The sequence below is a fragment of the Desulfovibrio biadhensis genome, from assembly GCF_055388615.1.
Genome location: NZ_AP042477.1, coordinates 4,684,200 through 4,707,376 on the forward strand (window position 1 = coordinate 4,684,200; position 23,177 = coordinate 4,707,376).

The 23,177-nt window shown below is 56.4% G+C and carries 16 protein-coding genes and 1 pseudogene; 3 read left to right on the forward strand and 14 right to left on the reverse strand.

Translation table 11 applies throughout. The features are described 5' to 3' along the window. Positions 1 to 34: 34 nt before the first annotated feature. The 3 genes and pseudogenes from ACZ5EH_RS20340 to ACZ5EH_RS20350 form a co-directional block, all read right to left on the reverse strand. Positions 35 to 325 (reverse strand): PG0541 family transporter-associated protein, encoded by a 291-nt coding sequence (locus tag ACZ5EH_RS20340; RefSeq protein WP_464275694.1) that lies wholly within the window; start codon positions 323 to 325, stop codon positions 35 to 37. After that, positions 322 to 3,403 (reverse strand): annotated as a pseudogene (locus tag ACZ5EH_RS20345) (efflux RND transporter permease subunit). The gene ACZ5EH_RS20340 and the pseudogene ACZ5EH_RS20345 overlap by 4 nt, the downstream one beginning before the upstream one ends. Beyond that, positions 3,400 to 4,500, reverse strand: coding sequence for an efflux RND transporter periplasmic adaptor subunit (locus tag ACZ5EH_RS20350; protein ID WP_464275695.1), 1,101 nt, complete (start codon positions 4,498 to 4,500; stop codon positions 3,400 to 3,402). The pseudogene ACZ5EH_RS20345 and the gene ACZ5EH_RS20350 overlap by 4 nt, the downstream one beginning before the upstream one ends. Before the next feature lie 389 nt (positions 4,501 to 4,889). Between ACZ5EH_RS20350 and ACZ5EH_RS20355 the strand changes: the two genes are divergently transcribed. Continuing rightward, positions 4,890 to 5,231: a DsrE family protein gene (locus tag ACZ5EH_RS20355; protein WP_464275696.1), complete on the forward strand. Its 342-nt coding sequence runs from the start codon at positions 4,890 to 4,892 to the stop codon at positions 5,229 to 5,231. Positions 5,232 to 5,366: 135 nt separating this feature from the next. Here ACZ5EH_RS20355 and ACZ5EH_RS20360 read toward each other — a convergent pair whose 3' ends face one another. From ACZ5EH_RS20360 to ACZ5EH_RS20410, 11 genes are all read right to left on the reverse strand, one after another. Beyond that, entirely contained in the window at positions 5,367 to 6,023 is a 657-nt protein-coding gene (locus ACZ5EH_RS20360) for a pyruvoyl-dependent arginine decarboxylase (protein WP_464275697.1), read from the reverse strand. A 126-nt stretch (positions 6,024 to 6,149) separates the two neighbouring features. Further along, positions 6,150 to 6,716 carry a hypothetical protein gene (locus ACZ5EH_RS20365; RefSeq protein WP_464275698.1) on the reverse strand — a complete coding sequence of 189 codons (567 nt, stop codon included), beginning with the start codon at positions 6,714 to 6,716 and terminating at the stop codon, positions 6,150 to 6,152. A gap of 147 nt (positions 6,717 to 6,863) precedes the next feature. Further along, entirely contained in the window at positions 6,864 to 8,114 is a 1,251-nt protein-coding gene (locus tag ACZ5EH_RS20370; RefSeq protein ID WP_464278335.1) for a (Fe-S)-binding protein, read from the reverse strand. A gap of 177 nt (positions 8,115 to 8,291) precedes the next feature. Next, complete coding sequence (locus ACZ5EH_RS20375) at positions 8,292 to 9,581, reverse strand: (Fe-S)-binding protein (RefSeq protein WP_464278336.1); 1,290 nt, start codon at positions 9,579 to 9,581, stop codon at positions 8,292 to 8,294. A gap of 100 nt (positions 9,582 to 9,681) precedes the next feature. Beyond that, positions 9,682 to 10,614 carry a universal stress protein gene (locus ACZ5EH_RS20380; RefSeq protein WP_464275699.1) on the reverse strand — a complete coding sequence of 311 codons (933 nt, stop codon included), beginning with the start codon at positions 10,612 to 10,614 and terminating at the stop codon, positions 9,682 to 9,684. Between the two features lie 16 nt (positions 10,615 to 10,630). Beyond that, positions 10,631 to 11,539 carry a CoB--CoM heterodisulfide reductase iron-sulfur subunit B family protein gene (locus ACZ5EH_RS20385; RefSeq protein ID WP_464275700.1) on the reverse strand — a complete coding sequence of 303 codons (909 nt, stop codon included), beginning with the start codon at positions 11,537 to 11,539 and terminating at the stop codon, positions 10,631 to 10,633. Continuing rightward, complete coding sequence (locus ACZ5EH_RS20390) at positions 11,536 to 12,105, reverse strand: 4Fe-4S dicluster domain-containing protein (RefSeq protein ID WP_464275701.1); 570 nt, start codon at positions 12,103 to 12,105, stop codon at positions 11,536 to 11,538. The genes ACZ5EH_RS20385 and ACZ5EH_RS20390 overlap by 4 nt, the downstream gene beginning before the upstream one ends. Next, on the reverse strand, positions 12,077 to 15,670 hold the full coding sequence (locus tag ACZ5EH_RS20395) for an FAD-dependent oxidoreductase (RefSeq protein ID WP_464275702.1): 3,594 nt from the start codon (positions 15,668 to 15,670) through the stop codon (positions 12,077 to 12,079). Before ACZ5EH_RS20395 ends, ACZ5EH_RS20390 begins: the two co-directional genes overlap by 29 nt. 27 nt (positions 15,671 to 15,697) lie before the next feature. Further along, positions 15,698 to 16,858 (reverse strand): Coenzyme F420 hydrogenase/dehydrogenase, beta subunit C-terminal domain, encoded by a 1,161-nt coding sequence (locus tag ACZ5EH_RS20400; protein ID WP_464275703.1) that lies wholly within the window; start codon positions 16,856 to 16,858, stop codon positions 15,698 to 15,700. Between the two features lie 23 nt (positions 16,859 to 16,881). Further along, positions 16,882 to 17,304, reverse strand: a complete 423-nt coding sequence (locus tag ACZ5EH_RS20405) for a hydrogenase iron-sulfur subunit (protein ID WP_464275704.1) — start codon at positions 17,302 to 17,304, stop codon at positions 16,882 to 16,884. Positions 17,305 to 17,319: 15 nt separating this feature from the next. After that, positions 17,320 to 19,374 carry an FAD-dependent oxidoreductase gene (locus ACZ5EH_RS20410; RefSeq protein ID WP_464275705.1) on the reverse strand — a complete coding sequence of 685 codons (2,055 nt, stop codon included), beginning with the start codon at positions 19,372 to 19,374 and terminating at the stop codon, positions 17,320 to 17,322. A gap of 448 nt (positions 19,375 to 19,822) precedes the next feature. On the opposite strand from ACZ5EH_RS20410, the gene ACZ5EH_RS20415 reads away from it, so the two are divergent. Both ACZ5EH_RS20415 and ACZ5EH_RS20420 read left to right on the forward strand, forming a co-directional pair. Then, positions 19,823 to 21,700, forward strand: coding sequence for a PAS domain S-box protein (locus ACZ5EH_RS20415; protein WP_464275706.1), 1,878 nt, complete (start codon positions 19,823 to 19,825; stop codon positions 21,698 to 21,700). Between the two features lie 7 nt (positions 21,701 to 21,707). Then, entirely contained in the window at positions 21,708 to 23,123 is a 1,416-nt protein-coding gene (locus ACZ5EH_RS20420; protein WP_464275707.1) for a sigma-54-dependent transcriptional regulator, read from the forward strand. Positions 23,124 to 23,177: the final 54 nt, after the last annotated feature.

Sequence of the window (23,177 nt, forward strand, 5' to 3'; positions counted from 1 at the left end):
GGGTACTGCCTCCGGGCCTTTTCACGGGCAGGGCTCAAAGACTTTTATCCACCGACAAAACAAGGGCCGTCAGGTGTCCGTGCGCTTTTTTCGATTCCTTGAACGCCTGCAAATCTTCCAGTAACGCATCAACAGCCTCGTCTTCCAATTGCGCCCACACCTGGGCCATGTGCCCAGGGTGAATCTTGGAGGCCATGTGCTTCCCGTCACTGTCTGAACCTTCCACCGATGGCGCGCGGATGAAATCCTGCACTTCATGTTTGGCCAGGATACGCTCCACCGGTCCGTTATATTCAAAACGGCAACTGATCATCACCAGTTTCACGAAGTCTCTCCATCAGATTTGAATTTCGCCATCATATCCACGACCAGTGTGTACACAATCGGCAGCACCACAAGGGTCAAAATTGTGGTCATCGTCAGACCACAGGCAACGGCGACGCCCATGGGCGCACGGGCAGCGCCACCAGCGCCAAACCCCAAGGCGATGGGCAACAGTCCTAATACGGTGGAAACAGTTGTCATCACCACAGGCCGAAAACGTAGTTTGGCAGCTTCCAAAGCTGCTGCATGCGGCTGCTGCCCCCGCCCCCGAAGAACATTGGTGTAATCTATCATTAGGATGGCGTTTTTGGTGGCCATGCCCATAAGCATGATGAAACCGATGAAAGTGAAGATGCCAAGAGGCATATCCAGGAGCCAGAGACCTGCCACCGCCCCCACCCCGGCAAGAGGTAATGCAACGAGGATGATACCCGGCTGAATAAAGGATTCAAACTGCGCCGCCAGCACCAGGTAAATGAACACAATGGAAAAGATCAGGGTCAGGAACAGGTAGTAGAACGACTCCTGAAAATCCCGCGTGGTGCCTGTGAAGGCGTACTCGAATTCCTGGGGCAGATTGGCATCCAGATGAGCGGTGAGTTCCTCCAGAACATCACCCAACGCAACGCCTGGAGGTGTGGAAGCGGATATGGTTGCGGCGCGCAGGCGATTGAAATGATGTATTTCGCTCGGGCCGATAGCTTCCTGCAGCAATACAAGATTTCCCAAAGAGACCAACTCGCCAGCAGCAGTCCGGACATACAACCCTTTCAGCATGAAGGGCACCATTTCTCCCTTGATGGTGATCTCTGGAATCACTTCGTATCGCTCGCTTTCACGTTCGATTTCAGAAATATCGGGCTCTCCCAGAAAATAGCGCAGCGTATTGGAAATATCGGCAACACTCACACCCAGTTCATTGGCCTTGTCACGCCGCACGCTCACACGCACTTGCGGCTTGTTCATCTTCAGGTCGGAATTGACGCCGATAAAAGCAGCTCGACCTTGTGGCGTCTGATGCCCCCGCATCCACGCCATGACATCTTCCTGAACCGCCGCCAGACGATCCAGATTCTGGTTTTGCAGCACCAGTTGCAAGGGGGCGCTATCGCCGCCCGGCCCGGCGCCGCTGGAAAGCACAAAGGCCCTCCCACCTGGAATGTTTGCAAACCGCTGTCGCAGCGCCTGCATCACATCTTCCTGATGCCGCTCCCGCGCATCCCGGGGAACCAGGCGCACAAAGGTTATCCCTTCATTCACTTTTCCCGGTCCGGAGCCCCTGGAAAGCCCCACGGCAAGAAAAAAGTGTTCCACCTCTGGCGTATCCTGCAACACGGCCTCCAGCTTTCTGGAATAGGCGCTTGTCTGGGACAGGGTCGCCCCTTCGGGTGTTTCAAATGAGATAATGAATTGGGAGCGGTCCACAGCGGGTGAAAATTCCGTGGAAAGATTTACGAAAAGGTAGACCCCAAGAACAAGCGCCCCCAAAGCGCCAAGCACGGTGAGCCAGCGCACCGCATATGCGCCGGAAAGCACTTTGGCGTAAATCCGTTCCAAAAATTGCAGATGACGTTCCGAAAGACGATACAGCGCCTTTTTTCTCTTTGCGACGCAAGAACCGTGAACAAAGCATGGGCGTCAAGGTCAGGGCCGTGAATGTGGAGGCAAACACAGTCACCGCCACTGTAAGACTGAACTCGAAAAAATAGCGGCCGATGATACCGGCGGTAAAAGCAACCGGTATGAACACCGCGGCAAGGGACAATGTGTTGGCTATTGCTGCAAAGGCGACTTCGGTGGTGCCCACTCGTGCAGCGGGCTGGGGCTCATCTCCCTGCTCCAGATGGCGGTAGATGTTTTCAAGCACCACAATCGCGTCGTCGATAACGATACCAATGGCCAGGATGAGGCCGAGCATGGTGAGGTTGTTTGCAGAAAAACCCAGCATGTTCATGCCGGCAAGTCCGACGAACAGCGATGTCGGGATTGATGCGGCAACGATGACCGTACCGCCGAAATTGCGCAAAAACCCAAGAACGACAAAAACAACCAAAAGGGTTGTGATGCCGATGGTAATGACCAGATCATTGATGCTCTGCTCGATATACACAGAATCGTCCGCGGCTATCTTATAATCCAGGCCAACAGGAAAATCAGCGGCAATCCCTTCCATTGCCGTCTTTATCTGGCTGGCGAGCTCAACCGTGTTGGCGCCGCTGCGTTTGACCACGCCAAGCCCTACGGATGTATCACCAACAAAACGTGCCGTCTGACGGTCGTTTTCCACGCCATCCACAGCGGAGCCGACATCACCCAGGCGAACAAGGCCGTCTGGTGTCGACGCGATGATAATTCTATTTAGTGGGGCGGCAGCGTCGAATTGCCCCTGCGTCTTTACAAGGAACTCGCGAGATTTACTTTCCACCCTGCCGGAAGGGATGTTCACGTTGTTGGCCTGTATGGCGTCCACCACATCCTGGACAGTGAGCCTGTGTGCGGCAAGGCGTTCTGGGTCCAGGCGCACACGTACCGCATAGCGCCTTTCGCCACCGATTATTACGCGCCCTGCACCGCGAATCTTTTCCAACTGGGGCTTGATAACCTCGTCGGCGTAAGTGGACAGCCGCACGGCGTCCCAGCGTGCATCACCAGTCAGGGCAATCCACATGATGGCAAAGGAATCAGGATCAAGCTTGTTGACGACCGGAGCCTCGATACCGTTTGGCAAATCGCGTTGCGCGCGATTCACGGCATCGCGCACATCCTGTGCCGCCACATCGATATCGCGCCACAGCTCAAACTCGGCCGTTATCGCGCCCACCTGTTCCCGTGCCGTGGACGTCAGGGTTTTCAACCCCTCCACCGTGTTGATCTCTTCTTCCAGAACCTCGATGATTTCCGTCTCAATGACTTCCGGTTCAGCGCCGGGCAACACAACGTTCACACTGACCACGGGAAATTCTACATCCGGATTTTCACGCAGGGGCATCTGCTGCCAGCCCCAAGCGCCAAAAATGGCTAACGCCAGGAAGATCACAACGGTCAGAACGGGGCGTCTGATGGTGGTATTCCAAATCATTGGGCGCTCGCCCCCTCCTCTCGCCTTTGCTCCCCAGAAGAGGCAGGTGAACCGGCTTCCTCGCGAACCGATACGGCTGCGCCATCCTGCAGACGCATTTGCCCTTCCACGACCACCTGCTCACCAGGCTCCACCCCTTGAAGAATTTCCACCATTCCTGGCTCACGCAGGCCTGTTTTCACGTCTCGCATTTCAGCCTTGCCATCCTTTACGACAAACACCACATAGCCCCCCCGTTGGGAGACAAGGGCGCTTTCCGGTATTGCAGGACGCCCCTCGCGTACATCCAGCACCAGTTTCACGCTTGCAAAAGCGCCAGGCTTCAACGACCCGTCCTTGTTTTCCACCTCTGCCTTGACCAGAAATTTTCGGGTGGCCTCGGCAACACGCGGGGAAACAAAGAACACCTTCCCTGCATGCGCCGGCATATCCCTGCCCGACAGAACAACATCCACATGCAGTCCCGATCGCACTCGCCCCATGTAGTCTTCGGATATGTTGAAATCGACTTCTAGAGGATCGAGGCGATACAATGTGGTAAGCGTCTCCCCCGTATCAACATAATCCCCAGGGTCGGCCTGATGCGCATCAATCACCCCATCCATGGGGGCGCGTATGGCAGTATCCCCAAGCCTTGTTTGCATGAGGGCCACGCGAGACTCCAGTCGGGCAACCTCTGCCTTGGCCGTGCGCAGAGCAGTGGCCCGGGTGTCATACTCGTCGCGAGAAATGGTGCGGGAAGAATACAGCCGCTGAAAACGCTCGAAGGTTGTGCTTTCGTTTTCCAGCTCCGCCCGAGCGCTTGAGAGTTCCGCCTCTACTGCATGCATCTCTTTGCGCAGCGTGTCGGCATCCAGGGTAAACAGCAGGTCACCGCGCGAGACATGCTGCCCCTCATGAACATGCACCTCTCGCAGAATGGCTGGAATTTCCGGCGCGATCTCCACAACCTTCGGAGAGACGAGACTGCCAATTCCAGAAGCTATCTCACGAAAATCCATCTTCTGGACTTGTGCCGTAATGACAGGAACATCCTGCTTCCGTGTCGCGCTTTCGTCTTGCTCCGTGTTGCCACAAGCACACAATACGACAAGCATCAATCCAAACGAAAGCCGCAACACTTTTGAATATGCAATTTTACAGTGCTTCATCGGGGCAAGCTAACACAAATGCCCCCCCGTTGCACTGCAACAGGTGAATTTGCCCCTAAAATACCCTGTCTGCCCGCGTGTTCACTGCAATGATTCGCGCAACTCGTAGCAATACCACTATAATTCCTGTCGGGTAGTGCCCCGGGTAGCTGCACACCATTCACCAAGTACAGAAAGAACTTATCTCCAGGAAGATTGGTCAGTGCCTGGCGCTCGGCCGGAATCAGCTTCCATGATGGCACATTCTCGGTTATAGCAATCGCCATCGGGCAATGGATCTTGATATTTCAGAGTAATATGGAATTGAATTCTTCAACAAAGGAAATGCGACTACTATGCAATACGATATCGTCTTTCACGCAGACAAGGACGCGCAGGGTTTGAATATCGCCATCAGCAACGTGGCCAACGTCATGGCCGGACTCGAAGGGCAGGAATACAAGCTTGTCCTGGTGGTCAACGGCCCCGCCATTCAGTTCATGAAAAAAGACGGCGAGCATGCCGAAAAACTCGTGGCCTTGCATGAAAAGGGGCTCAGTCTGCGCGTCTGCCAAAATGCGCTCAATGCTTTCAACATCGCCCCCGAAGAACTCAACGCTGCCTGCGAGGTGGTTGCCGCCGGTATTCTCGAAATCGTAGACCTGCAACGCCAGGGATATGCGTACATCAAGCCGTAGACCAGACTGCACAAAAGCATGCCCCCCTGCATCAAAACAAAAAGTCCCTGTCGTGTCTGATTTTACGACAGGGACTTCGTAATATTTACCGCTAGCCCAAATCGTTGGGCTCCCGACTTCCTTCCGATTTACAGATCACGGCTTCTGCACCGGATAAGGGGGCGGAGAGATGAAATTCACAAAGCCCAACGCAGAAAGCGCCATGCCGTAATTCTTCTCGATCTGCAGCGAAGTGGTGGCAAAGGTCATCTCGCCATCCCGCTGCAAACCGCGGATGCTCAGTTCATGCTGCAAAGACCGTGTGAGCTGTGCTTCGGCTTCTGCCTTGGCCTTATTGGCGGAAATCTTTTGTCCTTCATAAACACGCTCGTACTCGGCCGCGAACCCGCCTATGGATTCACCGGCAGCGTTTTTCGCCCACACGCGCCCCACCCCGGCGGCAACGGTATCACCCCGTTTTCCTCCGGCCCTGGCCATGATGGTCTCAAGCACCGAACCATGGTGAAAATACTTTTTGGCCTCCTCCAATGGAATTTCATAGGACTCCTTCGGCAATACCGAAGTATAAAAAACCACATTGAAGTTTTCGATACCGGCTTCAAGCAGTGCCAAGTCATAGGAAAAAGTTTCATACGGTTCGGGCGGTATTCCCTCATCGGACTGCCCTACCCCTGTGGTGACAAAATAAGCGGTGGGAATGCGGGGGCCAAAATCGTTCTCTGCCATAGCAGGCAACGCCAGCAACAAAATCAGGAGCAAACTCGTAATAAAAAATCGCGCGACTTCGGGCATGAAAGACTCCTTTTATCAGGTAAACTGGTTAAGAACTATAAAGCATGCCATATCATTTCACGATCATCAAACCAACTCGTTACAAAAAAGCTATTTGCTCAAATATCTTAAGTCACATAAGCACGTCTATACAACCGTCGTATATGAGGAAGCCTGATCCTGGCTGCTCAAATACGCCATGCGTTGCTGTTGCAGTTTTTGGAGACTATCGTACATGGGGTCCTGCATCATGGCCTGAACATCCACAATCACCTTTGGCTGCGGCGTTCCATTAAAGGCGTTTTGGGTCATGGCTGTAGGTGCAGTGCCCACCTCGCCCCCCATAAGATCGGCAATGTATACCGCCCGCGCCTGGGCCAGGGCAGGACCACTGTTGATCCAATTGGCGGAATCGGGCAGACCATCCCTTAACATGGCGCCCACGGCGTTTGATGACGCCACCCAGCCATGGTTGTCGATGGTGGCGACAACCTCTCCATTTACCTGGACGCTTGCATATTCCTTGTACGTCGGATTGGAGGACGTGTCCGGCATTTGCGAATAGCGATGCTCCAGAAACGATTCCTGCGCTTCCATAAAGCGTTCATACTGCTCTTCCGGCAGCTCTGAAACATGGTGGCGCTTGAGTTTGCTCATATCGAGGGCTTTCACACCAGAACCTTCCAATGAAAGGCCGCCTGAATACATGTCCATGTGCTTGCTCCTTCCCCCCGGCAAAAATGATCAGCTTGCGGGAAATACAGCAAAAACTATACCGAACAAAAAGTGGCATGTACTTTCTGTTAAACAAAAACGCCGCCACGTTACCGCGGCGGCGTTTACGTCCGGTCATGTTCAAAATCAGAGTCCGACTTCCTGCAGGTCCTCTCCCAGGTAACCCCGCTCGTTTTCACCCAACATGCCCATGGAGAGGCAGATCAGGGTCCAGAGGTGTGTCACGGGAAAATTCCCACCAAAGTGTTCACTCAGGTCGTGGATTTGCGAGTGGCAGTTATGACAAGGGGTGATGCAATAATCCGCCCCGGTCGCCATAATCTGGTCAAACTTGCGCTTGCCGTAGGCTCTGCGCGCTTCAGTATACCCCGACTGCAGGAACCCGCCCCCGCCGCCACAGCAATAGTTATTGGAACGGTTGGGGTGCATGTCGATGAAGTTTTCTTCGCCGACCACCGACTTGACCACGAAGCGCAGGTCTTCCGCTACCGGGTCGCCGAATGACTTGCGCACCAACTGACAGGGGTCCTGCACGGTAAAGGTGATACGCCGCTCCTTGTTCCAGTCGGAGCTCACAGGCAGTTTGCCTTCGCGAATCCAGCGCGCATACATGCGGATGATGGATTCGATTTCAAAGGAGGGCTTGATCCCGAACTTTTGCAGTCCGTACCGGACTGCGAAGAGCTCGTGCCCTCACTCGGTGTTGAGCCAATACTTGCACCCCAGGCGTTCCACCTCGTCGACCTTGTTGCGGACCACAGCCTCCCAACTGTCATCATCCGAAAGGAACATACAGTAGTTTTCCGCTGCCCAACCTTTGTCACTATACGTCCAGTCGCAGCCCACCGTATTCAGAATCTTCCACAGGGGCACCATCTCATCCGGTTCCGTGGCTGGTTCCCGTGAATTCTGATTCAGGAAGTATTCCGCACCTTCCTTGTTGATGTTTATCACCAGTTCCTTGCAGGCTTCCTGGGTTTCCTGAACTTCTTCCAGGATGTCCTCCACCACGAAGACGAAGTCCTCCGGCCTCACGCCCATGGCGCTATTGGTAGGGGTGCCCAGAGCCACATCGCAGGAACCGCGAATGCCCTTTGGCCGCTCTTCCCGTGGCCAGAGCTGCCGCGCATGGTATACCAGCTGCGGAATGTTGATGCTCATGGGGCACGCGTAGATACACCGCTGGCACATGGTGCATAGCCAGACCCACGGCGTGGTTGCAAGTTCGGCATCCTGTCCCAGGGCGGCCAACCGCAGGAATTTGCGGGGGTCCATCCCCTCCAGTCCACTGGCAGGGCAGCCTGCGCTGCACAAACCACACGTCAGGCACATGTTCAGGTTACCGCCTTCCGGCAAAAGCTCCCGAACCTTGTCCATGAACACGGAATCCTTTTTCGCGCCCAATATTACAGGGGGCGCTTGCGCTTCCTGCACACCGGGTGTCACTTCCGGAGTTACATCCGGCGAAATAGTGCTTTCCATGGCGCTTCTCCTTTTGCTTCCCGCCGGAGCTGGATTCCCGGCGGGAAAGCATTGTTCATCCACCATTGCCCTTTATTCGGGCAACCAGACGTCTGCCAGTTCCGGCCCGAGATAGGTGCGCTCGTTTTCCCCAAGCACCCCCAGGCTCAGGCACAGAATGGTCCAGAGGTTCACAGTGTGCCACCCTCCCTCAAAGTGCTCGGAAAGCTCCTCGATCTGGGCGTGGCAATTATGACAAGGGGTGATGACATATTGTGCGCCTGTCGCCTTGATCTGGGCGGCCTTGATGCGGCCGTAGGCGAACCTGGCGTCCTTGTATCCGGATTGCAGAAAGCCGCCCCCGCCGCCACAGCAATAATTGTTGGAGCGGTTGGGGTGCATATCCACAAAATGCTCTTCTCCTACACAGGCTTTAACCACGTAGCGCAAGTCCTCGGCAAAGGGGTCGCCCATTGACTTGCGCACGGCCATGCAGGGGTCCTGCACAGTGAAACGCAGGGCCAAATCCTTGTTCCAGGAAGCATCAGGGGTGAGCCTGCCTTCACGAATCCAGCGCGCATACCAGCGTACAATGTGATCAAACTCGACGCCGGCGTCGATATTGAAGCGTTGCAGCCCGGCCCAGACGGAATAGAAGGAATGGCCGCATTCAATGTTGATCCAGGAAGAGCAGCCAAGCTTCTGCACACCCTCCACCTGTTTGGTCAGGACAGTGCGCCATCGTTCGTCATCCGCTGCGAACATACAGTAGTTCTCCGCGCCCCACCCGTGCGTGCCGTAGGTCCAGTCCACCCCGGCCAGGTGCAGTATCTTCCACAAAGGCACCATTTCGTCTGGTTCCTTCACAGGTTCGCGGGAATTCTGATTGACGAAAAAATAGGCGCCCTCTTTGTTGATGGGGGCCTGCAAATCTGTAAAACCGGGCTGGCTTTCATGCACTTCTTCCAGAACATCTTCCACCACAAAGCGGAAATCCTCACTGCTTATGCCCACGGCGCTTGCGCCTTCGGTCCGCAGCCCCTGCTCGCATGAGCCTATGATCCCCTTGGGTTTTTTTTCATGGGGCCAGCTCGCCCGCGCCTCGTAAATGAGCATGGGAATGTTCACCTCCATGGGGCAGACCCGCATACACCGAAAACACATGGTGCACATCCACACCCAGGGCGTGGAGGTGATCTCTTCGTCCATGCCCATGGCGGCCAGCCGCAGAAACTTGCGGGGGTCCATGCCTTCTATGCCACTGGCGGGGCACCCCGCGCTGCACAGCCCGCATGTCAGGCATGCGGTCAAATGCCCTTCCTCGGGCAACAATTCGCGTACTCTGTCCAGAAAGGTGGATTCCTTTTTCGCGCCCAGGACCATGACGGGGGGCTGCGTATGTTCCGCGCCCACTGCATTTTGCATGGTTCTTTCTCCTGCGCCCTGCCGGGTAGCACCCGGCAGGGCTTTGTCTCAGGCTGTGTCAGGCTTCAGTAGCAGCCGTTTCCTTCTTCACAACATTGCCGCTCTGGTCATACATCATGCCGCAGCGCAGATCGAAGTGGCGGTTGATACTCATGGTGGGGCACACGGAGTTGAGCGCCACCTGCGCCACCACTGATCCCATGAACGCCTTTTCAGGATCCATTTCCTTGGAGTGGTGCGCCATAAGGATCAGATCAACGTTGCGTTGGCGCGCCAGCTTCAGTATCTCCATGGCAGGATTGCCTTCCCAGGCCTCGTACTGCACACTCTTGATGCCCCGCAGAAGCGGATCAAAGGTTGCGGCCATGCGGCCCTTGGTATCTGCGGCCATGGCCTCGATCTCGGTCTGGGTGTATCCCTCGCCAGGAAGCACGTTGAAGACAATGAAGTCTGCCTTGTAGTGGCGCGTAAGCTGCCCGCCATAGAGCACGGCGCATTCGGCCTGCTTGGAGAAGTCAGTCGCCGCGAGAATGGTTTCAAAGCGCTGTTCTTCCCGGGCTTCACGCGTCACGATCATCACCGGGCAGGTAGCCCGCTGGCTGACACGCTCCAGGGTGGAACCGGCCATGCCCCACATCTTGGAGCGTCGCTCCATGTATTCCTTGGTATGCGGGCCCATGATGATCAGGTCGGCATTTACCTTGCGGGCTGTACGAATTATTTCGTTATGCGGGATTCCCGCCGGCACCAGCACCTGGCTGTTGGCGACCCTTTCCAATCCTTCCTTGTAGTATTCCAGGATGTTTTCGCGGATGCGGTCCGTTTCACCACTGCATTCCAGCCATTCCATCTGCCCCCACCCTTGTTCCATGCCGGTGACATGCACCAGGGTCAGCCGAGCGTCGAAACGCTGAGCGAACTCGAACGCCTTGGCCGCGGCATGATGACAGATTTCCGAAGGCGTAATGGCGAGCACGATCTCCTTGAACATGGTCCACCTCCTCTTGTTATGGCGCGGCCTCTTGCTGCGCAAAAGCACCAGCGAGTATGGAATCCACAAAGGTGGGCTCCACCGCCATGTTGTTATTGATTCGCATTTCCTTGGCCGAAAAACCGAATGCCAGCCCCATGAGCTGGGTAAGGTACAGTACGTTGACGATTTTCAGGGCCGAGCCATTAAGCGCCGCAGCCTGATGCGCTTCGAGGTTCATCTGGCACAAGGGGCATACCGTGGCGATGACATCCGCCTTGGAAGCCGCAGCCAGAATAGCCCGCACCGCAGGAAGCGCCGCTTCCTTTTTTGTGGCCATCAAAGAAGCCCCACAGCACTTGCCCGCATGGCTCCAGTCAACCACTTCGGCCCCCAACGCCGTCAGCACCGCATTCATGGAACGGGGGCGCTCCGGATCATCAAACACCTTGTACGGGCGCAAAATCTGGCACCCGTAATACGGCGCCACTTTCAATCCTTCGAGTGGGCGCTCCACATTCTTGTGTATCTCGGCAGCGCCTATGTCGTTGCCCAGCACATCGAGCAAGTGGCGCACCCTGAGCGTTTCGGGCAGGCGAAGCGCCTCACTGCCAAGAGCTTCATCAACCTTTTCCCTGAGCGCCGGGTCATCGCCGCACTTCATGGCCACTTTTAAATGGTTCAAATAGCAGGCGCTGCATGGCACCAGAAAATCCATGTCCGGCAAGTCGCGCCCTGCCAGTGCCAAATTCCGTCCCGGCAACGTCAGGGAAAGCAATTCGCTCACAGCTTCTGCAGCGCTTGCACCGCAACAGGTCCAATCCGGCACCTCGTACAGCTCACACCCCAGCCGCTCCATCACTGATCGAGTTGAAACATCAAACTCCCGTGCCGAGGATTCCAGAGAACACCCCGGGTAGTAGGCGTATTTGCGTACATCGCTCATGGCCGCCCCTCCATTTCGCCCACTTTTTGAAAAAGCGCTTCCAGGCCGCCCGGACGCGAGGCGGGATGGGCCCCCAGTTTTCCCTTGACCAGCATGCGCAAACCAAGGGGCGTATACGAAAGCGGCAGCATGGGGTCTTTCTTGGCCAGAAACCAACGCATCATCAAAGATGTTTCCTGCAACCGCCCCCGCTTGCGTACACAATCCAGGAAGATGCGGTAAAAGGCTGTTTCGTTGCCGCCTGCCGTGCTTTCCTGCCAGGCCGCCAGACGCTTAAGCGCGGCAACTGCCTCGGTGAGCTTTAATCCGCGAGGGCAGCGCAATTGGCACGTGTAACAGGCCGAACAGAGTTTGAAAGTGTGGGAAGCCATGACCTCCTCAGCCAACCCCAAATGCACCATCCGCCACATTTGCCGCGGGGTCAGGTCCATGGCGTGGGCATTGGGGCAGGAAGCCGTACAGGTGCCGCATTGCATGCAGGCTGCCACCATCTGACGCACGGCTTCCACGCCTTGCTCAAGATGCAGACGCTCCTCGTCAGGCAATTGATTCTTCAGACTCGGCATGCCGCTCTCCTTCGTGGTTAGAAGCCTTTGCCAAGACACGCCCTCCAGGCGTCAGGGCTGCGTCGATCATGGACAGGACCTGTCCGTCTGTGAAACCGCGCAGCACACTGGCGCTATTCGGGCAGACAGCCGCGCAGGAGCCACACCCCTGACAGGCGGCTTCATCCACCACTATACGGTCGTATTCCACGGACAAACTCCGGGCTCCGTAGGGACACACATCGATACACCGCCCGCACAGTGAGCACAGGGCGTGGCGTACTTCGGCCACCACGCTGCCGCACATCAGCCGGCGCTCTCCCAGCATGTGGATGGTTCTTTCCGCAGCGGCCTTGGCGGATGCGATGCTTTCTTCAATGTTGGCAGGCCCCCTGGCCATGCCGCACATGAAGACGCCCTGCTTCATGAAATCCAAGGGCCGCCATTTGACCTCGGCCTCCTTGAAGAAGCCATGTTCGTCAGTCTCCAGGCCAAACAGTTCGATGAGTTCGCTCTGATCCTCGGGCTCTATGCCGCTGGCAACCGACACCAGATCCGCATGCACTTCCAAAGGGCGCTGCAGGATGGGGTCAAAGCTGGTAAGAACGGCTTTTCCGTCCTCAAAGCGCACTTCAGGGTTGTGCCCCGGCTCATAGCGAATAAACTGCACACCCTGCCGCCTGGCTTCGGTGTAATAGGACTCTGAGAAGCCGTAGCTCATCAGGTCGCGATAGAAGACGTAGATCTGCACGTCCGGATTGCGGCGTTTCAGCTCCAGGGCGTTCTTCAGGGCCTGGCTACAGCAGACGCGGCTGCAGTAGTTGCGTTCCTCTTCTCTGGAGCGCCAGCACTGAATCATGGCGACACTGCCAATGCTGGCGGCATCGATAAGGCCATCATCCAAGCGTTGTTCCAGCTCCTGATGCGTGACAACGCTTTTATGCACCCGGAAACCCCAGTCATAGAGCTTGGATTCCCGAGCCCCGGTGGCCAGAATCACAGCTCCGTGCTCCACGGCAATGCTGCCTTCATGGTCTGGGTTGTCACTGTCTATGACGCTGACATAGTGCCCTGCCGCTCCCATGGAGAGGGCCACCCGCGCCTCGGTATGCACCGTAATGTTGGGGTGTTTCATGACCTGGTCGATCAAGCCATCCAAGAACTTCCCTGGCTCCTCGCCGTCAAGGGTCTTGCGGATCATCCGGGCATGGCCGCCTAGTTCTTCCTCGCGCTCCACCAGGGTCACGCTGTAACCATGGTCGGCTACGCCCAATGCTGCGGTCAATCCGGCTATGCCTCCCCCCACCACCAGAGCAGCAGGCGTTACGGCCTGCAAAACCGGCAAGGGCGAAGGGTCCGCCCCCAGCAGTTTCACGGAGGCCATACGCAGTCGGGAAAGCACCTGCTGCTTGGCGTCGGCCATGGCGTCCATCAGAATTTCATCCATGGCGTCCTTGACCACATCAATGTCGCTTTCCTGAGGGGCGCGCATGGAACGCTCCACCGTGACAAGGGGCGTTGCCACATCCACCACATCCATCAAAGCCGGGCTCAAATTAAGGGTAGCGCCGAGCTCATGCAGTCTGGGCACATAGGCGTAGGGCATGCACGCACCAATCAATATGCGATTGGGCTGCGCCCCCTTGGCGGATTCGACGATCTGCTCCCATCCTTGGGCCGTGCAGGCCCGCTCCACACAAACCACTTCGCGCACCTGCGCCTCCCGGTACAAGGCATCGCTGATGGCTTCCGCATCCAGGTTGCCTGCCAGCTTGGGGCAACTGGTGCACAGCGCCACCATGACCCGGGGCGATTCCCTGGTGACATCACGGTACTCAGGTTCTGGCTCAGGGTGTTTTTCCCGGATGGGGGCATAGATGTTGATTAGCCGTGAAGCACCCAGAGCAGCAGCTCCGGACTGAATCAGACTTTCGGTAATATCCTTGGGCCCTGCAAAGGAACCGGCTGCAAACACGCCAAGCCGCGAGGTGCGCGCTGGCTCGAAAGGCATGGTTTTGCAAAAGCCCCACTTGTTGGTTTCAATGTCTGCCGCAGCCGCCAGCCGGGCCATGCCAACGGGTGGACGTCCGCCTACTGCGAGGACCAGCATGTCGTAATAGTCTTCGCAACGCTGCCCAAGATCGTCAAAATACTCGATCATCAGGCTGCCCTTTTCCAGATCGGGACTCGGGATAACAGAGTGGATACGGCTGCGTACGACCTGCACGCCCTTTTCCCGGGCCTCATCAGCATATTGTTGATATGGCTTGGCAAAAAGCCGTAAGTCCATGCTGAATATGGTGGCTTCGCACCCCTCGCCGTACTGCTCTTTTGTTTTCTCCAAAGCCATCAACGCTTCCTTGAGCGATATCATGCAGCAAATGGACGAGCAGAAATCAGCTTTTTTCTTGAGATCGCGGGAGCCTACACACTGTAACCAGGCGATACGCCGCGGTTTTTTACCATCACTGGGGCGCGCCAACCGCCCTTGTGTCGGCCCGGCGCCGCTGCAGTACCGTTCGAATTCCAGTGATGTGACCACGTCCGGCAGGCTGCCGTAACCAAGCACATCCCCCGCTTCACCTGGGTCGTAGCATTGAAAACCAGCGGCCAGGATCACGGCTGCTGTATCCACTTCCATAATTTCATCGGAAACGATGCGCATGAAAAGCTTGTCCAGCCAAGGTTCCAAGGTCTTCTTGTCGAGAGGCTTGGGCATGAAGCTCAATGCGCCACGCTCCAGTAACGCCTGCGCTTCCTCTGCCACCCCCTCGCTTCCTGTCAGCACGATGGGCAAACGCTGCGCCAATTCACGCACACGGGTAAACAGCCTTTCCGCCACGTCCATTCCAGCGTCAAGGTCCAGAAGCAGAAGCTTCACCCCACCTGCGTTTTCACTGGAAAGCCTGTCCTGGGCAGCATCGCTCCCAAGGGGACCTTCAACAGGAAAGGGATTTTTCTCGAACCAGGTGGAGAGTTCCTCCACCACACTTGCATCTTCTCCAGCCACCAGGATGGTGAAGTCGGCGCGCGCATCAAAACCAAAGTCTATCGCGCCGGTTGGGCAGGCTTCATAACACTGCCAGCAACGCTTACAGTGATCCATGTCCACCACATAATGGTTGGGGATCGCATGGGGCGCTGGCAGGTAAATGGCTGCGCGCACACCTTTGGAGGCATTGAATTCATCCGGAATGCTGACAGGACAGACCGAAGCGCACACACCACAGCCTATGCACTTGGTGGGGTTCACAAAGGGAGAGCGCTTCCTGAGTGTGGCGTGAAATTCACCCGGATCACCTTCCAGGCTCTCCAGCTCCGTGCCGGTCATGATATCGATGTTGCTGTGGAATAGCCCCTTGCGCAAACAGAACTGCGAAGAAGATTCGCGTTCCGTAAGCGGGAGCATTTTGCACATGCCGCAGTTATCCGTGGGGAATTGGCGATCGAGCTGCAAGAGCAATCCCCCAAGATGTGGCTTGCTCTCGACCAAAGCCACCTTCTGCCCGGTTTCGGCCAGGTCCAGCGCCGCACGTATGCCGCCTATGCCGGCGCCTATTACCAGAGCGTCATAGCTCGTACTCATGGCGTGCTCCCTTGCTGCACGGTTTTCCTAAATCACCCCGCCCGTGACCTCGGCGAATTCCTCGCGCTGGAACACGGTCAAGGGGGGCAGTTCTTCCACACTGCGCCCTGCTTCGTAGTCAAAAGCCTTTTGCGTTTTGGAAGCCACGAGCCGGAACAGCTCCATAACGGGGATATCGTTCGGGCAAGCATTGCTGCATTGGCCACAGCCCACACAGGCCGTGCTGGAGTGCGCCAAGCGGGTAAGGTGGTAGAACATGGTGTCCACCGGCATGCGCAAGGCGCCCTTGCGCTTTGCCCACCCCAGGTATTGCCAGGGTTCATGGTCAAAGACGTCGGTGGCGAAAACACACTCTTTGCAGTAGCAAACCGGGCAGGCAACCCTGCAGTTGTAGCAGTTAACGCAATCTTCCAGATACTGCGCCAGCAAAGTTGGCGTTGCCGTTTGTTCCTGTGTTTCCGCAAACATTGCGTCACGATAGCTGATGCGCTCTTCCAAGAGTTTGCCCAGAGCCTCTTCCCGTGCGGCCAGAGCCGCCGGCATGCTGGAATCCTCCATGCCAAGCCGACTCAAAAGTCCTTCACCGGCTGGTGTTTGGGCAATGACAGGGAGCTCTGCAGCAATATCCTGGCCGAAAAGCCCTATCAGGATATCGGCGCCTTCAGGGGCTGGGTGCTCGCAAGCCTTGCACGCTTTTGCCAACTCAGGCACACCCCCATTACTCTGCTTGCTATCGTGCATACGCTGTAGAAATTCCTGCCCCAAGGTGCTGAGCCCTTCTTCTGCCTTGCCTTGCAAGTAGGCCTGGAAATCCCGGTTCGTATACGCTCCATGACAATCAAGGGCGATGACAACCAGGTTGTCTGTGCTGCCCTGATTCAATTTCACCAGTTCACGAAAAGCCCTGATCTCACAGGGGCGCATGACGGCGACCAGATAGCCGTCCAACTCCCCTCGGGTCAGTTTACCCACATGGCGCGCCGCGTTCAGCGGAAAGCTGGGCGCAAGGGGGTCCGCCCTGTCCAGTTGCCTGGCGTCGGTAACCAGGGAAGGCATTATGCTGCCCCCAAGACGCATGGGCACGAACAATGCCGCAACTTCTGAATCTTCCAGTACCCTGGTCAAAAACGAGCGGATGGAGCCCAGGGTTTCGCCATTCTGCACTTCGAGGCGTGTGGTGGTAGCCATTTCCTTTCTCCTTCTGCTCGTCTTCAGATGTCTGCCACTGCGGCCATTTCACTGGGGCCCAGGGCCTTGATTTCATGCACCAGCTCATTCACGGTTTCAGCGAATTCATTACCTTCGCTGGCGCCGATCCAGGTCAGCTTCACCCTTCGCTTGTCGATACCGAAGGTCGTCAGAATTTCCTCCAGCAGCTTGACCCTGCGCCGCGCCTTGTAATTGCCGTTGATATAGTGGCAGTCCCCCGGGTGGCAGCCGCTGATAAGAACGCCGTCCGCACCGCTCAATAAGGATTTGATGACGTACTTGGGGTCCACCATGCCAGTGCACATCATGCGGATCAGTCGCAGGTTGGGCGATTGCACCATCCGTGCGGTGCCGGCCAGGTCGGCCGCGGTGTAAGTGCACCAGTTGCAGACAAAGGCCACGATGGTAGGCTCGAATGAAGACATGTCTCGCTCCTTGCCTCAGGCGACCGTATGACCGCCGGTTTGCGCTTGTTCATGGGGAGGGGGCGTCATGGACTTGTCCTGCGCCTCTGCCTGGGCTGATTCCGCATCTGGCTCGGCGCAACGATCGGCCATGAGTCCGGCAAGTTCCGTGAAGACTTCCCTTTCAGTGAAATGCTTCACCTGGGCTGCGCCGCTGGGGCAGTGCCCTGCGCAACTGCCGCACCCTTTACACATGGCCTCGTTCACCACGGACACCCGCCGCCTTGGGTCGAATTCAATGGCTGAATAGGCGCAGAGGCCGATGCAGGTCTGGCATCCGACACAAATGTCGGGATCGATCCAGGATGTTGTCGGTGAGATCGTGACCTCGCCCCGTGTTGCCAGAGCCAACGCCTGGGCCGCTGCGCCCGAGGCATGGGAAACGGCGTCCGGAATATCCTTTGGTCCCTGACAACTGCCGGCCAGAAACACTCCATCCATAGGGGTGGACATGGGGCCCAGTTTGGGGTGCTCTTCCAGGAAAAACTGATCCTGTCCCTGGCTGATTCCAAAGATACGGGCCACTTCGGCAGCGTCATGACGGGGCTGCATGGAGGTACAGAGCACCACCATATCTACGGGGATGCGGACAGGCCGCCCCAGCAGGGTGTCTTCGCCTACGACCACGAGATGACCGTTTTCCTGCACGATTTCGGAAGGACGCCCCCTGATGAAGGTCACACCTTCCTCTTGCACTCTGCGCAAAAATTCTTCGTAACCTTTGCCGAAGCAGCGCAGATCGATGTAGAAGTTGTAGACCTGGACGTGGTGCCCCACCTTGTCTTTAAGCAGGTGGTCGTATTTCAGTGCGTACATACAGCAGACCCGCGAACAATATTCGTGGTAGTTCTTGTCCCTGCTGCCCACGCAATGGATGATGGCCACCCTTTCTGGCGGGGTGCCGTCCTTCTTGAGAATCTTGCCGCCCGTGGGGCCGACTGCATTGTTCAAGCGCTCGAACTGCAGGCCTGTATAAACGTCGTCGTAGCGGCCAAAGCCATAGGCAGCCATGGGCGTAGGATCCAGGGTGTCATACCCTGTGGCCAGAATAACGGTGCCGACCTGTACCTTGACTTCGGTTTCCTTCTGGCTGAAGTCGATGGCGTTGGAAGGGCACAGCTTTTCACACACACCACATTTCTTGCCATTCAAGGTCCTGCAATAGTCAGGATTGATAGCAGGCTTGTTGGGGACACTCTGTGGGGAAAAACGATAAATGGCTTTGGCGGTGGTCAGCCCTTCCTCGAACTCGCTCGGCGTCTTGGTGGGGCACTTTTCCATGCACAACCCGCACCCTGTGCATTTGTCCATATCCACATACCGCGGCTTCATGCGCACAGTGGCTTCAAAATTGCCCACAAACCCGTCCAAGGCCGAAACCTCACTGTAGGACATGAGATTTATGTTCGGGTCCTGGGAAACGGCCACCATTTTTGGTGTGGAAATACAGGCTGCGCAATCAAGCGTGGGAAAGGTCTTGTCGAATTGCGCCATGTGCCCCCCAATAGAAGGCGAACGCTCCACCAAGTGCACCTTGTGCCCTGCCCGTGCAACATCGAGGGCCGCCTGAATCCCCGCGATGCCAGCTCCCACGATGAGCACGTCCGGATGCACGTTCTGCACCCTGGAGTAAAGTTCTTCGTGGTAATTCACCCGACTTACAGCCGCGGCCACAAGATTCTTGGCCTTTGCCGTGGCCAGGCGTGAATCCTCGGTGATCCAGGAGCAATGCTCCCGGATGCAGGTCATCTGGAAAAGAAAAGGGTTGAGCCCCGCGCGCAGACAGGCGTTCTGAAATGTTTTCTCGTGGATCCTGGGTGAACAGGAAGCCACGACCACGCGATTGAGCCCCCAGCTTTTGATGTCCCGGATGATCATGTCCTGACCTGGTTCAGAACACATGAATTTGTAGTTTTTAGCGACCACCACGTTGTGAAGTTTCTTGGCCCAGGCCGAGACTTCCTCGGTGTTCACCTTTGGGTGGATGTTCGTACCGCAATGACAGACGTAGACGCCTATTCGAGTAGCCATGCCTCTTGTCTCCCTGGTTTGCCGCCCCTGACGCGCGGCGTGGCAAATGCTGGCGTTTCACCTGCCTAAGAACAAGAAACGTGCCGAATTGCGGGTTTTTCAAAAAAGCCTATAAAAATGGCTCGTTTTACTTGCAGCTTTATGACAAAGGAGTATTCTGGATTTAAAGATCGACTTGCATGGCAGGACAAGATGTGTCTTGCACCACGAGACATGTCTTGTATTGCAAGCCGAAAGCGAGGCGATGCAGGGCAGATACAAACTATCTGTTCAAAAGGGTTTACCCGGCCGACCTGCGCAAACAGTTGTAGTGCATTATTTCCACCATGGGATGCCAGGCCGGCGAGTTGCGATGTTCAGGCCTGCAGCAGTTGGCCTGCCTCGTGCATCGTCTTCTGGGGGTTGTTTCTTCCCCTTCGTTCTTCGCATTGTCTACTGGGAGGGGGACATGGATGCATTGAACAAGGCGTTGCTGGAGGCCACCGCAGAACCCTGCGTGCTCCTCGATCGCAAGGGGAATGTAGTGCTTGCCAATGAAGCCATGGCCAACAGGCTGGGCATTGGCAGATCATCCCTTACGGGCAAGGACATCTTCTCTCTTTTCCCTCCTGAAATGGCAGAACGCCGCCGTTCCTATTTCGCTACTGTCCTCAAGACCGGCAAAGCCTTGCGTGTGGAAGACGAAACCAGCAGCGGCACGATATTTATCGCTGAGGTCATCCCCGTCCCCGGGACATCACCCGAAGATTCGCCAGCTCAGGTAATCATCACCATCAAGGACATCTCCGAGCCCAAGCGCCAGGAGGAGCAACGCTTTCGCCTCGCCATTGCCCTGGAGCAGGCCATGGAAGGCATCATGATCCTTAGTAAAGAATTCGATATTCAGTACATAAACCAATCTTTTGAAGCCATGACAGGCTACGCCCAAAAGGAAGTGGCGGGCAAAAACATGGAAATACTCTACCAGGGAGCCCGTCAACAGCGTGTGCTGCACGAAGTGATACACAGCCTAGAACGTATGGACTGCTGGGCAGGGCGAACATGCAATACGCGTAAAAACGGCAGCGCCTTTGAATGCGAACAAACCATCTCGCGCATACGGTATAAACGCAGCAAGGAGCTTGGCTATGTCAGTGTCTGGCGCGATGTGACCGAAGTTGCAGCATTGGAGCGCCAACTGCGCAAGGCCCAGAAAATGGAGGCCATAGGCACTCTGGCAGGAGGGCTGGCCCACGACTTCAATAACATTCTGGGGCCGATCATCCTGCATGCGGAACTTGGCCTGCAAACAACCGCTCCAGACACGCCATTGCATGTATCCCTTGAAGAAATTCTCGATGCCGCCAACCGCGCCCGTGGTCTGGTGAACCAGATTCTGTCCCTGAGCAGGCTCAAGGAGCACGATCAGCCCACTGCCTTCCGGCTTTCCAGCATCGTCAAGGAATGTCTCAGGCTGGTGCGCCCCTCGCTGCCGCCCAACATCCGGGTGGATTTTAGCAACAAGACGCAGAACGACATGCTGCTCGCTGACCCCACCCAGATACACCAACTATTCATGAACCTTTGCACAAATGCGGCGCAGGCCATGGAAAACAATGGTGGCGAGCTGGATGTGCAGCTAAGCAACGAACGCCTGGAATTTAATTCACGGGAATACCAACCCATGGAACCTGGCGAATATGTACGCCTTGACGTACGCGACACGGGCCACGGCATCCCCAGTGAAGATATGGAGCGCATTTTCGACCCCTTCTTCACCACCCGCAAAGAAGGCAAGGGAACGGGGCTGGGCCTGGCAGTCGCGCAGCGGATCGTAACCGCGCTTGGCGGGGGCATATCTGTCCGCAGCACGTTCGGCTCGGGCGCGCTTTTTACCGTAAGGCTGCCTGTCTGCCCAGAGGGGTACACCATCCTGGACAGCGCTAACAGAGAACTTGCCGACCCGCAGCAACCACTAAAAGTACTTCTGGTCGATGACGATGTGCTGCTTGCCAGAGGCGGCAAGAACGCCCTGGAAGAGCTGGGGTACAAGGTGACGGTTTCTCATAACGCCTATGAGGCGCTGGCGCTTTTTCGCCAAAGCCCTGAAGAATACGATCTGGTCATAGCAGAAGTAAGCCTGCCTGAATTCAGCGGCATGGACCTGACAAACGAAATCCATTTCAGTCGGCCGGAGTTGCCCGTAGCGTTGTGCACCAGCTATTCAGCAGTCGTCATTCAAGAGCGTGCGGCAGCTTGCGGCGCCAATGGCGTACTCAAAAAGCCCTTTACTCCGGAAGAACTCGAAGCCGATCTGGGTCAGTTACTGCTCAGGCCCATACAGTGAGGCGAATATGGCGCGATTGCTGATCATAGACGATGATGTGCAACTCTGCAGGGCTCTTTCCCTGGTCATTAGCACCATGGGGCACTCCCCTGACAGCGCGCAGACCCTGGAGCAAGGCGCAGTTCTTCTTGAACGCAACGACTATCAAGTTGTGATTCTGGATATCCGCCTGCCTGATGGCGACGGACTGGAAGCACTGCCAGCCATACGTGAAAGCAAATCAAGCCCTGAAGTCATCATACTCTCGGGCAACACGGACCCTGATGGCGCAGAGCTTGCCATCCGTAGCGGCGCGTGGAGCTACATTGCAAAGCCTCCGACCCTGAACAAAATCCAACTGCCCGTACAGCGGGCTATAGAATACTGGGAAAAAAAGCAGCAGAATTTACAGCCCAGGCTCCTGGAGCGCGAGAACATCATCGGCGACAGCCGCGCCATACGACATTGCCTGAAAATCGTTGCCCAGGCCGCAGGAAGCGACTGCAATGTTCTCATCACCGGCGAAACCGGCACAGGCAAGGAGCTTTTTGCACGAGCCATTCACGCAAACAGCACCCGCGCCATGAGTCCATTTGTAGTGGTGGATTGTGGCGCCCTACCTGAGACGTTGGTGGAAAGCATGCTCTTTGGCCACAAAAAGGGCGCCTTCACGGGAGCTGACCGCACCACCGAAGGGTTGCTGCGTCAGGCTGCAGGGGGCACTCTGTTTCTGGACGAAGTTGGCGAACTGCCAATGTCCATTCAAAAATCCTTTTTACGCGTCCTGCAAAACAAACGATTCCGTCCAGTGGGGGGGGTGGAGGAAATCACCAGTGACTTTCGGTTGGTGGCGGCAACGAACCGGGATATCGAAGCCATGGTAGCCACCTGGCAGTTTCGGCAGGACCTGCTCTTCAGGCTCAGGACACTGACTATCGACCTGCCCCCTCTTCGGGAGCGCAAAGGTGATGTAAAGCGCATAGCCTGCCATTACCTTGAGCAATGCGCCATGAAGAACGGCCAGCAACCCAAAGGATTTTCGCCAGAATTTTTTGAGACCCTGGAGCAGTATCCATGGCCCGGCAATGTGCGGGAGTTGCTGCACGCCATAGAGCATACCCTGGCCGCATCCACAGGAGAAAGCATTTTGTACCCGCGTCACCTGCCCGTGGAAATCCGCGCCCGGCTGGCGCGAAACATGATCCAGACCACCAATGAAGACTCGCACCCACCGCATAGTCTGCCCTGTGTTTCCCACAGCTCCCTGCCTCCTTTGAAAGAGCACCGCGCAGCGATTCTGGCCCAGGTGGAGACGGAGTATCTGTCGCAACTCATGCACATGACGCAGTGGTGCATCAAGGATGCCTGTGACATCTCGGGGCTTTCCCGGCAACGGTTGTACGCGTTGCTGAAGCAGCACGGAATCAGCCGTCCCGGAGAGTGATACCTTTCTCCCTTATCAAGCGCCCCCGCAATACGCTGTATACAGCGCCTTGAT

Excerpts from the sequence above, each read along its gene's own strand:
- ACZ5EH_RS20350 (WP_464275695.1), bottom strand. The coding sequence starts at position 4,500 with ATGCTTGTCGTATTGTGTGCTTGTGGCAACACGGAGCAAGACGAAAGC.
- ACZ5EH_RS20355 (WP_464275696.1), top strand. The coding sequence starts at position 4,890 with ATGCAATACGATATCGTCTTTCACGCAGACAAGGACGCGCAGGGTTTG.
- ACZ5EH_RS20360 (WP_464275697.1), bottom strand. The coding sequence starts at position 6,023 with ATGCCCGAAGTCGCGCGATTTTTTATTACGAGTTTGCTCCTGATTTTG.
- ACZ5EH_RS20365 (WP_464275698.1), bottom strand. The coding sequence starts at position 6,716 with ATGGACATGTATTCAGGCGGCCTTTCATTGGAAGGTTCTGGTGTGAAA.
- ACZ5EH_RS20375 (WP_464278336.1), bottom strand. The coding sequence starts at position 9,581 with ATGGTCCTGGGCGCGAAAAAGGAATCCACCTTTCTGGACAGAGTACGC.
- ACZ5EH_RS20380 (WP_464275699.1), bottom strand. The coding sequence starts at position 10,614 with ATGTTCAAGGAGATCGTGCTCGCCATTACGCCTTCGGAAATCTGTCAT.
- ACZ5EH_RS20385 (WP_464275700.1), bottom strand. The coding sequence starts at position 11,539 with ATGAGCGATGTACGCAAATACGCCTACTACCCGGGGTGTTCTCTGGAA.
- ACZ5EH_RS20390 (WP_464275701.1), bottom strand. The coding sequence starts at position 12,105 with ATGCCGAGTCTGAAGAATCAATTGCCTGACGAGGAGCGTCTGCATCTT.
- ACZ5EH_RS20395 (WP_464275702.1), bottom strand. The coding sequence starts at position 15,670 with ATGAGTACGAGCTATGACGCTCTGGTAATAGGCGCCGGCATAGGCGGC.
- ACZ5EH_RS20400 (WP_464275703.1), bottom strand. The coding sequence starts at position 16,858 with ATGGCTACCACCACACGCCTCGAAGTGCAGAATGGCGAAACCCTGGGC.
- ACZ5EH_RS20405 (WP_464275704.1), bottom strand. The coding sequence starts at position 17,304 with ATGTCTTCATTCGAGCCTACCATCGTGGCCTTTGTCTGCAACTGGTGC.
- ACZ5EH_RS20410 (WP_464275705.1), bottom strand. The coding sequence starts at position 19,374 with ATGGCTACTCGAATAGGCGTCTACGTCTGTCATTGCGGTACGAACATC.
- ACZ5EH_RS20415 (WP_464275706.1), top strand. The coding sequence starts at position 19,823 with ATGGATGCATTGAACAAGGCGTTGCTGGAGGCCACCGCAGAACCCTGC.
- ACZ5EH_RS20420 (WP_464275707.1), top strand. The coding sequence starts at position 21,708 with ATGGCGCGATTGCTGATCATAGACGATGATGTGCAACTCTGCAGGGCT.